At 58.4% G+C, this 13,759-nt stretch carries 12 protein-coding genes; 3 read left to right on the plus strand and 9 right to left on the minus strand.

The window, feature by feature from the left end; all coding sequences use genetic code 11:
• The 8 genes from G494_RS0115710 to G494_RS0115750 form a co-directional block, all read right to left on the minus strand.
• Positions 1–732 carry a (Fe-S)-binding protein gene (locus G494_RS0115710; protein ID WP_028585282.1) on the minus strand — a complete coding sequence of 244 codons (732 nt, stop codon included), beginning with the start codon at positions 730–732 and terminating at the stop codon, positions 1–3.
• Positions 733–744: 12 nt separating this feature from the next.
• On the minus strand, positions 745–2,064 hold the full coding sequence (locus G494_RS0115715; RefSeq protein WP_028585283.1) for a TRAP transporter large permease: 1,320 nt from the start codon (positions 2,062–2,064) through the stop codon (positions 745–747).
• Positions 2,061–2,579 (minus strand): TRAP transporter small permease subunit, encoded by a 519-nt coding sequence (locus tag G494_RS23925; RefSeq protein ID WP_035246970.1) that lies wholly within the window; start codon positions 2,577–2,579, stop codon positions 2,061–2,063. The genes G494_RS0115715 and G494_RS23925 overlap by 4 nt, the downstream gene beginning before the upstream one ends.
• Positions 2,580–2,665: 86 nt before the next feature.
• Positions 2,666–3,721 carry a TRAP transporter substrate-binding protein DctP gene (gene dctP, locus G494_RS0115725; RefSeq protein WP_028585284.1) on the minus strand — a complete coding sequence of 352 codons (1,056 nt, stop codon included), beginning with the start codon at positions 3,719–3,721 and terminating at the stop codon, positions 2,666–2,668.
• A 550-nt stretch (positions 3,722–4,271) separates the two neighbouring features.
• The gene (locus tag G494_RS0115735) at positions 4,272–6,299 is read right to left on the minus strand and encodes a CocE/NonD family hydrolase (protein WP_028585286.1); all 2,028 of its coding nucleotides are present in this window, start codon (positions 6,297–6,299) and stop codon (positions 4,272–4,274) included.
• Entirely contained in the window at positions 6,296–7,606 is a 1,311-nt protein-coding gene (locus G494_RS0115740; protein ID WP_028585287.1) for an ATP-grasp domain-containing protein, read from the minus strand. Before G494_RS0115740 ends, G494_RS0115735 begins: the two co-directional genes overlap by 4 nt.
• 343 nt (positions 7,607–7,949) lie before the next feature.
• The gene (arsS, locus tag G494_RS0115745) at positions 7,950–8,879 is read right to left on the minus strand and encodes an arsenosugar biosynthesis radical SAM (seleno)protein ArsS (protein ID WP_028585288.1); all 930 of its coding nucleotides are present in this window, start codon (positions 8,877–8,879) and stop codon (positions 7,950–7,952) included.
• Positions 8,880–8,915: 36 nt separating this feature from the next.
• Positions 8,916–9,248, minus strand: coding sequence for an arsenosugar biosynthesis-associated peroxidase-like protein (locus G494_RS0115750; RefSeq protein WP_028585289.1), 333 nt, complete (start codon positions 9,246–9,248; stop codon positions 8,916–8,918).
• Between the two features lie 198 nt (positions 9,249–9,446).
• Between G494_RS0115750 and G494_RS0115755 the strand changes: the two genes are divergently transcribed.
• The gene (locus G494_RS0115755) at positions 9,447–9,701 is read left to right on the plus strand and encodes a hypothetical protein (protein ID WP_028585290.1); all 255 of its coding nucleotides are present in this window, start codon (positions 9,447–9,449) and stop codon (positions 9,699–9,701) included.
• Between the two features lie 103 nt (positions 9,702–9,804).
• On the opposite strand, the gene G494_RS0115760 is transcribed toward G494_RS0115755, so the two are convergent.
• Positions 9,805–10,644 (minus strand): HDOD domain-containing protein, encoded by an 840-nt coding sequence (locus tag G494_RS0115760; protein WP_028585291.1) that lies wholly within the window; start codon positions 10,642–10,644, stop codon positions 9,805–9,807.
• Positions 10,645–10,959: 315 nt separating this feature from the next.
• On the opposite strand from G494_RS0115760, the gene G494_RS0115765 reads away from it, so the two are divergent.
• Positions 10,960–11,559: a TetR/AcrR family transcriptional regulator gene (locus G494_RS0115765; RefSeq protein WP_028585292.1), complete on the plus strand. Its 600-nt coding sequence runs from the start codon at positions 10,960–10,962 to the stop codon at positions 11,557–11,559.
• Positions 11,560–11,583: 24 nt separating this feature from the next.
• Entirely contained in the window at positions 11,584–13,734 is a 2,151-nt protein-coding gene (locus G494_RS0115770; protein ID WP_028585293.1) for a SulP family inorganic anion transporter, read from the plus strand.
• The last annotated feature ends 25 nt before the right edge of the window (positions 13,735–13,759 follow it).

The following is a 13,759-nucleotide window of genomic DNA, read 5'->3' on the forward strand; positions in this document are numbered from 1 at the left end:
TCATTTACCGGCAAGAAGTTGGGCAATATGGATCACCTTGACCAGGGCGTTCTTGCGACTGAGCATGCCCTGGATGTTCATCAGGCAGCCCATGTCGCAACCGGTGACCAGGTCGGCACCGGAGTCGATGATATGGTCCACCTTTTCCTCGAGAATGGCCTCGGAGATTTCGCCGTACTTGACGCTGAAGGTACCGCCAAAGCCGCAACAGCGGTCCGCCCCGGCCAGCTCCACCAACTGGAGCCCCTCGATGTTGGCCAGCAGGGCCCTGGGCTGACGATCGATCCCCAGAAAACGGTTGAGGTGACAGGAGGAGTGGTAGGTGACCCTGGCCGGATAGCGGGCCCCCAGCTCTTCCACCTGGAGCACATCCACCAGGTATTCGCTGAACTCATAGGTGCGCTCGCCAATCCGCCGGGCACGGGCCAGCATCTCCGGGTCATCGGCAAAGAGCTCCGGATAGTGGTTGCGGACCATGTTCACGCAGGAGCCCGAGGGCGAGACGATCACCTCGGCCGGCTCAAAGAGCTGGATAAACTTCTCCGCAGCCGAGCGGGCGGCTCCACGGTGACCGGCATTAAAGGCCGGCTGCCCGCAGCAGGTCTGCTCGGTGGGGCATTCCAGGGACAGTCCAAGATCTTCAAGAACCCGGACCATGGCCTCGGCCACCTCAGGATAGACGCTGTCAACGATACATTGAATAAAGAGGGTAACGGCTGGTTGGGTCTTCATGGCAATACTCTCCTAGCCGACAAAATGGTTGGGAAGCCAGGTGATGATTTCCGGAAAAAGGATCAGCAGCAGGATGGCAAAGACCTGCAGCCCCACAAAGGGCATCACTCCCCGGTAGATATCTGCGGTTTCCACCTCCGGGGGGGCGATCCCCTTGAGGTAGAAGATGGAATAGGCAAAGGGCGGGGTCAGAAAGGAAATCTGGAGGTTGACCATCACCAGCACCGCAAACCAGACCGGGTCAAAACCCAGTTCCGCGGCAATGGGGGTGATCAGGGGCACGATGATGAAGAGGATCCCCATCCAGTCGATGAACATCCCGCAGAAGACCAAGAGCAGCATGATGGTAGCGAGGATGCCCCACTTGCCCATGGGCAGGTTGATGAACATGCCGGTGATCACCTCGTCGCCGCCCAGGGCCACAAAGACCGTGGAGAAGAAGGTGGCGCCGACGGCGATCATCATGATCATGGCGGTGATGGTCAGGGTCTGCTCACAGGCCTCTCTGAGCACCGCAAAGTTGAGCCGCCGGTAGGAGGCGGCCAGGGCCATACTGGCCACCGCACCCACGGCAGCCGCCTCGGTGACCGCCGCGATCCCGAAGAAGATACTGCCCAGGACCGAGAGGATAATCAGGGCCGGCGGCAGCACCGAGGTCAGCAGGATGCGGAACTTTTCCCTGACGCTGCCCTGCCGTTCCTCCGGGGGCAGGGGCGGCCCGTCTGCGGAATTGAGGTAACAGCGGATGCCGATATAGGCCATGTAGAGCAGGGTCAGGAGGATACCGGGCAGGAGGCAGCCGAGAAAGAGCTTGCCCACCGAGATCCGGGCAATTGGGCCGTAGACGATGATCATCACGCTGGGCGGGATCAGGATACCCAGGGTTCCGCCGGCACAGATGGCACCGCAGGCCATGGACCTGTTGTATTTCTTGGCCAGCATCACCGGCAGGGCCATCAGGCCGATGGTGATCTCCGAGGCACCGACCACCCCGGTTGCTGCGGCAAAGACGGCGGAAATGGCGATGGTGGAGATCCCCAGGCCGCCGCGGAAACGTCCCCAGAGGATGTGCATGGCATTGAAGAGCCGCTCGGCCATCCCCGACTTCTCCATGAACACCCCCATGAAGAGGAAGAGGGGCACGGCCAGCAGGGTGTAATTCTTCATCAGACCGAAGAGGCGGGCAATGAAGAGGCCATAGATATCGGGCCCCATGATATTGGCCCCAAAGAGAAAGGCCACGCCGCCCAGGACAAAGGCCGTGGGAAAGCCCAGGAAGATCCCGGAAAAGAGAACCACAAACATCAAGACCACAGAGAGTTCCGGACTCATCGGACCTCACCTCCACCGCAGACCAGGATCAGGTTGCGCAGAAACTCGGCCACTCCCTGGAGCAGCAGCATCGCCACCCCGATGGGCATCACCGTTTTAAAGGGATAGATAATCGGCTGCCAGTAGCCCTGCATGGAGCGCTCCCCCATTTCCCAGGAAAAGGCCACATAGGGGATCAGGGTATAGAGGATACCGCCCCAGAGGGGAAAGAAAAAAACCAGGTACAGGCAGATGTCGATCATGGCGCGGGTTCGCTTGGAAAAACGGCTGTAGAGGATGTCTATCCGCACATGCTGCCGCTTTTTCAGGGTCCAGGCCTCACCGAGGAGAAAGAAGGTGCCCCCGATCATGTAACTGAGGTCAAAGGCCCACTTGGTGGGTTGGTTGAGGAGGTAGCGGGAAAAAATTTCATAGCCGATCACCGCGGTGAGCAGCATCACCAGCCAGATGATGACCTTGCCCGTGGCCTCGCTGACGGCATCGATGGTCTTGATCAGACCCCGTAGTATGTTCATGGCATAACAACCTGTAGCTAAAAACCAACAAAGGAGCTGCCTGGTCAAAAAACCAGCAACTCCTCTGCAGTCCGACCTAAGAATAGTTACTTAAAGGAGGGGGTCATCAGGGCCTTGTAGTCGTCATAGTCGGCCCGGAAGCGCTGCTGCGATTCCCACACCTTTTTGAAGAAGGGATCCTTTGCCCCCTTCTCCTCCATCAGGGCCACGGTCTTTGCTGCCAGGGCCTTCTGGATCTTGGGATCGAGGTACTGGATCTTGACCCCACGTTTCTTGAAGAACTCGATGGCCGGCACGTCCCTGCTGATGCAGCGGGTGAGCAGCTCCATGGTGGAGGCCTTGGCCGCAACCCGGACGATCTCCCTGAGATCTTCGGGCAGCTTGTTCCAGGAACGCTTGTTGACCCTCAGGTCCATGATGGTGCTGGTCTGGTGAATACCCGGCACCAGCAGGTAGTCGGCGATCTCGTAGAAGGCCAGGTCCTTATCGATGTTGGGCACACTGAACTCACCGGCATCGATCACCTTACGCTGCAGGGCCTCGTAGACCTCACCGGCAGGCAGCATCATCACCGAGGCACCGGCGGCGCTGAGGATTTCCCCCCAGTAACCGGAGGTCCGAAACTTCATGCCCTTGAAATCTTCCATGGAGGTGATGGCCTTGTTGGACCAGGCCAGGTTCTCGCTGGGCAGGATTCCGCAGGGGGCCACATAACCGTAATCATACCTCTTGTAGAGCTCCTTGAAGAGCTCATAACCCTCGCCATCATACATCCAGGTCAGGTAGGGGATGGCTTCCATCCCAAAGGGGATATAACCGAACAGGGGAGCGGCCGGCAGCTGACCGACCACATAGCCAGGAGAGCTGTGGGACGCATCGATCACCCCCATACGTACCGAATCGGTGACCTCCAGGGCCCCCATCAGCACGCCCGCAGGATAGCTCTTGATGGTCAGGCGACCGTTGCTCATCTTGGTGACCTGGGCGGCAAAGTTGTCGGCAGCCTCCTGCAGGATGGTACCTTCGGGCCAGGAACTGGCCATCTTCCAGGTAATGGTATCAGCACCGAGCACCGTGGCCGTGGTCGCAACGATGGAAAAGAGCCCCGCCGCCGCTGTCATCAGTAATTTTTTGAGTCGCATGACCGTCCCCTTGCAGCTAAATTTTATTGATTAATATTAGTTGATGTAACATTAGAAAAACGGGAATTAACTAACCGCCGCAGAACCAAATTGTCAATATTTTTGTAGGGGAGCACCAGGGAACCAGCCAGCCAATCGGCCACGCAATCTCAGGAAGATCAGCTGATTTCAGCGGAGCCACCTGCCCCTGGAACGGACCTGGAGGCAGAGGAAAGCAAACCAGTCGGCCTCGACTATCCATCGGCACGGGGCGAACTTACCAACATTAAGCTCAACTTAAATAATCAGCCATTCTTCAGGACGAGGGGTCAGGGACAGGGAAACCAGGGGCCCCCATTTTTCATGGTCTGCAGGTTCTTTTTTTTTAAGGAGGGAGGCAGAGGAGAGAGCGGCCGCAGGGCCTTGCAGCCATTGGCTGATTCTGAAACAGGGGGACAAGCCGCTGGGCCGGAGGAGGGCCTTTGGGAAGGACAAACCGTGCTGAGCGGCTCCGGCTGAGCAGCTCAGCCGGAGCATCGGGGGTGGGCTCAGGGGAGCGGGAGGATCCGGCTCAGAGAAGATCCCTGGGGATCACCCTGTCCCAGTTTTCCGAGTAGACCCGTTTATCCCCCTCATAGGCATCGAGTTCCGCCCTGAGATAGAAATGGTCTGCCGAAGAGGTCAGCACCGTCCGGGTTACGGTCCGTACCGACCAGCTTCCCCGGCTGAAGCTCCTCTCCCAGAGGGTTTCGCCTCTGACCGAGTTGAAGTCATCGCCCTGGTAGGTGTACCACTCCTTGGCCGTGCGGCCGATGGCGAGGTCGATCTCCTTGATATAGTGGCGGCCGCTGTCGTTGACCACCTCCAGGGTAGAGACATCGGCGGCAAGGTCCCTGATCACCCGCCAGTTGTGGTGCTCAGGGCTGAGCACCTCCATCCTCAGGGGAGGTGCCGCCTCCGGCGGCTCAAAGGGGCGCAGGCCAAGGTCTGCGCTCCGTGGTTTCCGGGTGGGCAGGAGCAGTCGGCTGTTCTTGGTATAGAGCATGAGACCGACCGGTGTGGGTGCCGGCCAGGCCATGGGCCAGTAGGAGGTCGAAACCGCCACCCGAAGCCGGTGACCTGCAGGAATGACCTGGGCCACATGGTTAAGCACCACCTTGACCAGGTAGCGTCTCCCGGGTTCCAGTGGTTGGGGATGCTCGTGACTGTCACGATGGGTGAGATTCAAGAGGCCGTAGCTGATCCGGGTCGCCTTATCCTCTCCATCGATATCGGAGAGCCGCACCGCGACCATGGCAACAGCCTGATCTGCCTCCAACTCCAGTTCCACCACCGGGGCCCCCAGGATCTCCAGGGCCTCGCTCAGGGGTCCCGAATCATAGACCCGGGCGCCCCCGTCTTCCTGACGTTGATCATGGGGCAGGTCCGGGGCAGCGGCGTACGAACACCACTTTCCGGCAAAGAGGCCCAGGCCCAGGGGCGACTGGAGGTGACAGCACTCCTCTCCCAGCCGCTGCTCATGGGGAGCAAGCAGCATCCGGGCCGGCGCCATGGCATACTCCCGGGTGGTGATACGGGCAGAGGGCCAGCTGGGTTCCGCCACCCATCTCCCGGGCCGGCAGGCGTAGCTGGTGGTCGGCGGCACACTCTCCTGCATCCAGACCCGCAGCATGGGCTCTGCCATCACCCCGGTATCGCGATCCTTGAGCCAGGTATCCCACCAGCGGAGCGCCTCCTGGAGAAAACCGATGGCAGGGCCTGGAACCCCCACATGGGGATACTTATGCCCCCAGGGGCCGATCAGGCCCTTGCGGGGAGAGGAGAGGCCTGCAAGCAGGCGAAATACCGCGTTGGAATAGCCGTCTGCCCAGCCGGAGACCGCCAGCACCGGGCACTGGATGGCCGCATAATCTTCACAGACAGAGCCATGCTGCCAGTAGGCGTCCCGCCTCTGGTGACGCAACCACTGCTCCAGCCAGAGGCCGCTGCCCCGCAAGCGTTCAAACCAGAGCTCGCGCCACTGCTCTCCGACCGTTGCCGGATCCGGCGGACAGGAGTTGTAGCTGAACATGGTCGAGGCCCAGGAGAGGTTGTCCCCCAGAAGGCAGCCTCCCATCTGATGGACATCGTCTGCAAAACGGTCGTCGGTTGAGGAGGCGGTGATGATGGCCTGGAGTTGGGGCGGACGCAGGGCGGCAAGCTGCAGGCCGTTAAAGCCGCCCCAGGAGATCCCCATGATCCCCACCCTGCCGTTGCACCAGGGCTGTTGCTCAAGCCACTGGAGGATGGCCAGGCCATCGTCGAGCTCCTGCTGGAGATACTCATCCCTGAGCACCCCTTCCGAATCACCGCTGCCGCGCAGGTCCACCCGCAGCCCGGCATAGCCGTTGCCTGCAAAATAGGTGTAGATCTGGGTATCGCGGCTGCGGGTGGAATCCCGCTTGCGATAGGGAATGTACTCCAGGATAGCGGGAACCGGGTCCTGCTCAGCCCCGGCCGGCAGCCAGAGCCGTGCGGCAAGCCGGACCCCGTCGGCCATGGGGATCCAGAGATGTTCATGCTCCACGACCTCATGCTTAAATGTTCTGACAATTTTCATGCGGTCCCTCCCCTCTCCTCAATCTCAAAGGGCAAGAGCGAGAGGGCCGCCTGGTAGCGCTGCTCCAGTTGCCGAGGCCCCGCAGCCCCGATGAACAGATCTGCAAGCTCGTAGCTGTAGCTGTCCTGATCCAGCAGCTCGGACAGACGGATGCCCGGACAGACGTTGAGGAGCAGCTCGCTGCCGGGAAAGGTCTGCTTGAGCTCTTCGATCTGGGCCCTGTCAGGCACCCTGACAACCCTGCCGTCCCGGTGGCGACGGAGCATGAATTTTGCTGCCAGCGCGAACTCTCCCTGGCGATGGGGAAAGCTCGGCTCCCGGCCAAGCGCCAGGTCGATCATCACCTGGTGATGATACTCGCCGTCCACCATCTTGAACAGCGAACAGTGGGATTTGGATATCCTGGTGTTGATCTCCAGCAGGTGGATGGAGTCCTGCTCCTCATCCCAGTAAAATTCGATGTTAAAGGGGGCCTGGTCATAGCCTGTACGGAGCAGCACCTTGGCGGTTGCCTCGATCATCCGCTGCTGCACCTCGGGAGGGAGGCTGGAGGGATACTGATAGCGGGAGAAACTGGAGCAGTGGCGGCCCTCACGCAAGGAGTCAATCACGCCGTAGACCTGGACCCTCCCCTTGCAGACATAACCCTCCAGGGTACACTGGCGGCCCCGGGAGATCAGCCCCTCGGCAATACAGTAATAGCCATCCACCCTTTCAATCTCTGCAGGAAGCTCTGCATGGTTCAGGATGAGATTGAAGGGTTCTGCGTAGCGGCCGATATGGCTGCGGATCTTCTCCAGACTTTGCTCAAACTCTTCGCGGTTGCGAACCAGGAAACCCAGGTGGGAGAGCACCGACTTAACCGGTTTTATCCAGAAGGGATAGTCCAGGCTGCACTGGGTAGGGGCCTCTGCTGCAAAGGGGTTGATCTTCTGGAAAGGCGGGATCAGTTCCGGGACCACCTCCTCTTGGATCAGGCGGCTCCAGTACTTGTGTTCACATTTGAGCACCGCAACCAGGCTGGGTCCGCCCAGGCCGACCTGGCGACGGATGATCGGCAGGACCGTGCTCACCGGAAAATCCCAGTAGCCGATGACCGCATCAACGGTGCCATCAAAAGCCGTCAGGGTCTGCGCCGTATGTTCAAGGAGTTCGCGTACAGGAAAATCGGATCCACACTTGATTTCCCGGTAGGAGATCAGGGAGTGAAAACGATAGTTATCTGCACCCTCTACTGCCTCCAGTTGGGCAAGGTGAAAATCATCCAGGCCGACGACAAAGATATTCTTCATCTGTGGACTCCTCACGATACATTGATTCATGACGCCTCTTAAGAAACGAAAAAACGCTCAAGAAGCTGGCTGCACCTTAGAGGATACAACCTGGGAAATACAATGCTACGGGAACGGCTCAAGCTGAAAATGCGCTGAATGTATAGCTGAAGTTTAGCAGGAGTGCTGAAGAGAAACAAGGCAAAGCCGGGAAAGAAAGCTGCTGCTACTCACCCTAGACCCGGCAGCGGTGACAGGAAAACAGAACGATCGGGGGGGGACCCTTACCGGCTGCCCCTTCTGAAATCGAGCCTTGCCGACAACACAGCGATAGTGATACCCCTTTTTTCACTCCTACCTAGGAGTCGATTGCGCCGCCTCAGGTAAAGCCGGCACCCGCGGTACAACCGTAACAGTGATCAGCGCTGATGATCGGAATCCCCTTGCCAATGGTATCCACCTCGCTGAGGTGCAACCGGCGACCGCTGTGGTAGAGGCCGGCGGCAAGGTTGAAATCGCAATCGTAGAGAAAACCGTCCCAGGAGACGCTGATCAGGCTCCTGCACATCAAGCCTGCAACGGTGGCAGGGTTAAAACCGGCCGCCAGCTTGGCCATATAGGGCTGAAGATTACCGCTTCTCTCCAGCCAGGCGCGAAAACGGCCAAGGGGCATGTTGGCAAAGGTGTAGAGATTGGTGAATGCAATCCCCCACTTCGCAGCCAGCTCACTCTTGTAGCGCTGCTCTGCCCGGGATTGCTCCACCGGCAGAAAGGCCCCGGCTGGGTTGGCCACAAGAAAGAGCTCCAGCCCGGTTCCCGCTTTGCCATAGCCAAGCCGGTTAAGTTCTTTCAGTGCCTTTACGCTTGACTCCCAGACCCCGCTGCCGCGCTGGGCATCTGCCTGTTTTTTATTGGTTGAAGGAAAAGACGCCGCTATAGCCACCTTGCCTGCAACAAGTTGCTCCAAGAGAGCAGCGTATTCGCCCCTGGTCAGCAAGGTCAGGTTGGACCTGAAAAGAACCCGCTCCACCTGCAGGGACAATCCGTCGAGCAGATACGCGATATCAGGAACCAGCTCAGGGGCTCCGCCGGTTATGTCGGCAAGCTTGAAGCTATTTCTCCGGACAAAGGAAAGAACCTCCTCCATGGTGGCTCGGGTCATGACCTCCTGGCGTGCCGGGCCGGCATCGAGATGGCAGTGCTTACAGGCCAGGTTGCACCGAAAGCCGGTATTGATCTGCAGGGTAGAGGTTACTTCCCGGACCAAGTGCAGGCCATGGTGATGGAGCGTATCCTGAAAGGAGCGCATAGCAAAGGCAAAGGCAGAGGTTGGCGGGAGGGCGGACTACATGGAGACCTTCTTACACCTATTCATCATCTGTACCCCATGAACCAGGGAGGCCCCTCCGCGGATAGCACAGGCAACATGGACGGCTTCGGTCATCTCCGCCTGGTTGGAACCCTTTTCCAGACAGGCCGTTGTATAGGCATCAATACAGTATGGGCACTGCACGCTATGGGCCACAGCCAAGGCGATGAGGGCCTTCTCTCGTTCGCTGAGTTCGCCCTCGGCAAAGACCGTCCCGTAATAGTCAAAAAACTTTTTGGCCATTTCCGGGGCCTCCTCAGCTATCTCTCCAAATTTAGCAAGGTCAGACGGATTGTAATAGCTCTCCATTCTCATCTCCTCTTTTTTTGCACAAAGGGCTGCGTAACAAGACGGTTATCAAGGGATAATACAATAATTATCATCAAAATACGCTGATAAGTCAACAGCCAGGGCCAGGGGAACCATCACAGTGGAGGAGCACTGGGCAGGTGCAGTCCCGGTGCTTATGGTTTGTTGTAGAAGTAATCTCAGCATGGAGGCAAAGAGATGAACAACCACTCCTCCTTGATACAGCGCATCGGTCTCTGGCTGGTGATCGGCCTGCGGATGATCGTCGGCCTGGTGGTGATGAAGGCGGGTTACGATCTTGCCGCAGGCAGGCTGCGCTACGATATTTCCCTGGAAAACGACCCGATCACGCCCCTGTTCATCATCCTGATGGGTGCCTACTTCTGCTTTTCCAGCCTGTTTCGTTGGCTGTTCTCTGACTCGGATGAACAGGAAACCGAAACCAGGGAGTAGAGCAGCAATCCTCTGCACCACGCCCCTGCCCTGCAACGCGAGTCCATGGACCGGGTATCTGACCCCAGCGCCCTTGACTCCGGGCCCCGAGAGAAAGACACTCCTAATTCCCCAGACTTGGGGTGCTCTCCAAGAACTCAGCCAGCTCCTGGATGTCCTCGGCAGCGAGGTTGAGCAGCCTGGCCTCTGCTGTGGCCGGCAGCTCCAGTTCCCCGTCACGCACCAGGCCGATGCCCAGCTGATGGCAGACCAGATTGGCCATCCGCACCAGCAGCAGCAGATAGTTGTCAGGATTGGGTTCTTGCTGGTGATGGTCACGGGCGATGTTACAGGAGGCCTCGGGCAGCCCCAGCTGCTGCATCAACCTGTACCCCTGTTCCGGATGCATCAGCTCCATTGCCTGGAGCAGCAGGTCGTTATCGATCTTGATCGTCTTATTCTTCTTGCGCTTCTGTTCGATCACCACCAGGATCAGGAGCTTGCCCACATCATGAAACAGGCCGGAGAAGAAGGCCTCGTTCTGCATCACTCCGAAATCCAGACGCTTGGAAAGCCAACCCGCGGCAAAGGCGCAGCCCACCGAGTGCTGCCAGAGCCTGCGCATCATCACCCTGACCTTGGGATCCTTGCTCTGGTAATTCTTGCGGTTCATATCCATGAGCACGATGTTGCCGATCTCGGTCATGCCCAGGCGGACGATTGCCGAGCGAACGGTGGTGGTCTTGACCAGACCGCCGAAGCGTGAGGAGTTGGCCACCTTGAGGATATTGCTGGAAAGGGACTGATCCGCGATGATAATCCTCTCCACTGTGCGGAGATCAGGATCTTTTTTTATCAGTTCGAGCTGCACCCGCATGGCCACCGGATCAAAGATGGGCAGGGTCAGCCGCTCGGACTCGATATACTCGCTGAGGGTATCGACAAAGGCTCTGGACTTGGTCATGATCGCTGCTCGCTTAAAACGATAATTGAGCTAATAGACTTTCTTTACCCTACCACACTCCCGCTGAGCTGGACAGCAGCTTTTCAGCCCCGAAACCAAGCCTGGCGAGGCCCAACCGGCGGGCAGAAAGCAGCAGATGGCCCAGCCCGGCCGAACCTGACAACAACAACGAAACATCAGACAACTAGCCCACATAAAGACAAACAATCACTTTCATCATTAAAAATGATTACTGCAAATTTTCTTGACGAAAAAGGCTGTTACAGGTAAAAACTGAATGAGTACTCAGTCAAAAAAACGTCTCTAAAGCTGCCCATGTCACGATCTTCACCGAAAAAGAGTGCTATTCTTCGCGAGGCAACCAAGCTGTTTTCCGAGCATGGGTTCTGGGATACCTCCATCAATGACATCTCCCGGGCCACCGGGGTTGCCGACGGCACCATCTTCTACCACTTCCACAGCAAGGAAGAACTCTTTATTGCGGTGCTGCACAACTTCAAGCAAGAGCTGATCAGCTCCTTTGCCACCTACCTGGAAAAACGCAAGCACAGTACCGGTCTGGAGATGTTGGAAGATGTGCTTTCGTTCTACATCAGCCAGACCCGTAAGATGGAGGAGCGTTTCCTCCTGCTCCATCGCCATCACTACTACCAGCTGGCCGGGGACAACCCCGACTGCCGGCAACAACTCAAAGAAATCTATTCCAGCCTGATCAGTATCTTTGAACAGGCCATCATCCGCGGCCAGGAGGACCACTCCATCCGGCCGGTGGATGCCCCCAAGAAAGCCCTGCTCATCTTCACCCTGGTGGACGGTCTTGTCAGACTTAACGCATATAAGCTGTACCGGGCAGACGCCTGCCACGACGAGCTGATCGACTCGTGTCGGCGCATGCTGCAACCAACAACTTTTTAACCAAAGACTACGGACAACTCGACTATGCTACTCACGAAAATCTTTCCCTTTCTCGGCTGGTTTAAAGGCTACAATGCCAAAAGCCTGCAGATCGACCTCCTGGCCGGTCTGACAGTGGCCCTGGTACTGATCCCCCAATCCATGGCCTATGCCCAGCTCGCCGGACTCCCTGCCTACTACGGCCTCTACGCGGCCTTCCTTCCACCCATGGTTGCCTCCCTGTTCGGCTCCAGCCGTCAGCTGGCAACCGGTCCGGTGGCCGTGGTCTCCCTGATGTCGGCGGCCTCCCTGGAGCCACTGGCCACGGCCGGCAGCCCTGAGTTCATTGCCTACTCCGTTGTCCTGGCCCTGGTGGTCGGTATCTTCCAGTTTTCCCTTGGTGTGCTCCGCCTGGGCCTGGTGGTCAACTTCCTCTCCCACCCGGTGGTCAACGGCTTTACCAATGCCGCGGCCATCATCATCGCCTCTTCCCAGTTCTCCAAGTTCTTCGGCGTCTATGTGGACAAGGCCCCCCACCACTACGAGACCATGATCAGGGTCGCCCAGGCCGCCTTTGACTACACCCACTTCCCCACCCTCGCCTTTGGCGTTGCAGCGGTGGTGATCATGGTCTTCCTGAAGAAGATCAACCCCAGGATCCCCAACGTCCTGGTGGCGGTGGTCATCACCACCCTGATCTCCTACTTCATCGGCTTTAACAAGGATGCCCATGTAGCGGTAGACACCATCCAGGTAGCCGGTCTTGAGCAGACCATCGAAGACTTCAACCATGCCGTGGCCGAGATCAAGCAGCTGGGTGACGAACGTGCCTCCATCGGTAAAGAGATCGATGCCCTCACCAAGGAGGCCGAAGGCCATGGCCCCTTCCTGGATATCATTGCCCTCCAGAACCAGGTGACCATCCTGACCGCCAAGATCAGCCAGGCCAAGCAGCACGGCCATGAGCTCCGTACCCAGTTACGTGCCCTCAAGTTCGAGGCGGTCAGCAACGGCGACCAGTACACCTTCTACCCCAAAGACGACCTCCCTGCAGGCATTGCCACCGACGGCGCCACCTGGAGGATCAAGGTCTCCAACTCTCCTTTGAAGGCAGAGGACCTGCTGCTCATGGGCGGCGGCGCCATTGTCGGCAAGATCCCCGAAGGTCTGCCCACCCTGACCGTGCCCCAGCTGAATGTGAACTCCTTTCTTAAACTGCTGCCCACCGCGATCATCATCTCCCTGCTTGGCTTCATGGAGGCCATCGCCATTGCCAAGGCCATGGCCGCCAAGACCGGTCAGAAGCTCGATCCCAACCAGGAACTGATAGGTCAGGGTCTGGCCAACATCCTGGGCTCCGTGGGCTCCTCCTACGCGGTCTCCGGTTCCTTTTCCCGCTCTGCGGTCAATCTGCAGGCCGGCGCTGTCTCCGGGGTCTCCAGTGTGGTCACCAGTATCATGGTGATCATCACCCTGCTCTTCCTCACCCCCCTGCTCTACCACCTGCCCCAGGCCGTGCTTGCTGCAGTCATCATGATGGCCGTGATCGGCCTGGTCAACACCAAGGGTTTTGTCCATGCCTGGCACGCCCAGAAGCATGACGGCATCATCTCCATCATCACCTTTATCGTCACCCTGGCCTATGCCCCCCACCTGGACAAGGGCATCATGGTCGGTGTGGCCCTGTCCATGGCGGTCTTCCTCTATCGCTCCATGCGGCCGGTGGTTGCCAAGCTCTCCATGTACAAGGATGCCTCCCTGCAGAGCTCTGAGCACTACCGCCTGCGCGGCTGCCGCCATATCGCGGTGGTTCGCTTTGACGGCGCCCTCTTCTTTGCCAATGCCAGCTACCTGGATGAACAGATCATCAAGTTCCGGACCGAGATGCCAGATCTGCGCTACATCCTGCTGGATGCCAGCGGCATCAACGACATCGATGCCTCCGGTGAAGAGGAACTGGCCCTGATCGTGGACCGGATGCATGCCGCCGGCCTGGGATTTGCCGTCTGTAATGCCAAGGGCCCGATCCTGGCGGTGCTTGATCGCACCCACCTCTTTGACAAGATCGGCGACAAGAACTTCTACCCCACCACCCAGGACGCGGTCAAAGACATCATGACCAAGGTGCATGACAACACCGACCTGCCTTCCGAGGGGTGTAAGAACTGCCCGTTGACCCAGTATATTCCAAACTAGGAAACGGCCAAAAACAGGTTAAGGG

This window comes from Desulfogranum mediterraneum DSM 13871, assembly GCF_000429965.1.
GTDB lineage: Bacteria > Desulfobacterota > Desulfobulbia > Desulfobulbales > Desulfobulbaceae > Desulfogranum > Desulfogranum mediterraneum.

Coding starts and splice junctions, on each gene's coding strand:
- G494_RS0115710 (WP_028585282.1), bottom strand. CDS start 732: ATGAAGACCCAACCAGCCGTTACCCTCTTTATTCAATGTATCGTTGAC.
- G494_RS0115715 (WP_028585283.1), bottom strand. CDS start 2,064: ATGAGTCCGGAACTCTCTGTGGTCTTGATGTTTGTGGTTCTCTTTTCC.
- G494_RS23925 (WP_035246970.1), bottom strand. CDS start 2,579: ATGAACATACTACGGGGTCTGATCAAGACCATCGATGCCGTCAGCGAG.
- dctP (WP_028585284.1), bottom strand. CDS start 3,721: ATGCGACTCAAAAAATTACTGATGACAGCGGCGGCGGGGCTCTTTTCC.
- G494_RS0115735 (WP_028585286.1), bottom strand. CDS start 6,299: ATGAAAATTGTCAGAACATTTAAGCATGAGGTCGTGGAGCATGAACAT.
- arsS (WP_028585288.1), bottom strand. CDS start 8,879: ATGCGCTCCTTTCAGGATACGCTCCATCACCATGGCCTGCACTTGGTC.
- G494_RS0115750 (WP_028585289.1), bottom strand. CDS start 9,248: ATGGAGAGCTATTACAATCCGTCTGACCTTGCTAAATTTGGAGAGATA.
- G494_RS0115755 (WP_028585290.1), top strand. CDS start 9,447: ATGAACAACCACTCCTCCTTGATACAGCGCATCGGTCTCTGGCTGGTG.
- G494_RS0115760 (WP_028585291.1), bottom strand. CDS start 10,644: ATGACCAAGTCCAGAGCCTTTGTCGATACCCTCAGCGAGTATATCGAG.
- G494_RS0115765 (WP_028585292.1), top strand. CDS start 10,960: ATGTCACGATCTTCACCGAAAAAGAGTGCTATTCTTCGCGAGGCAACC.
- G494_RS0115770 (WP_028585293.1), top strand. CDS start 11,584: ATGCTACTCACGAAAATCTTTCCCTTTCTCGGCTGGTTTAAAGGCTAC.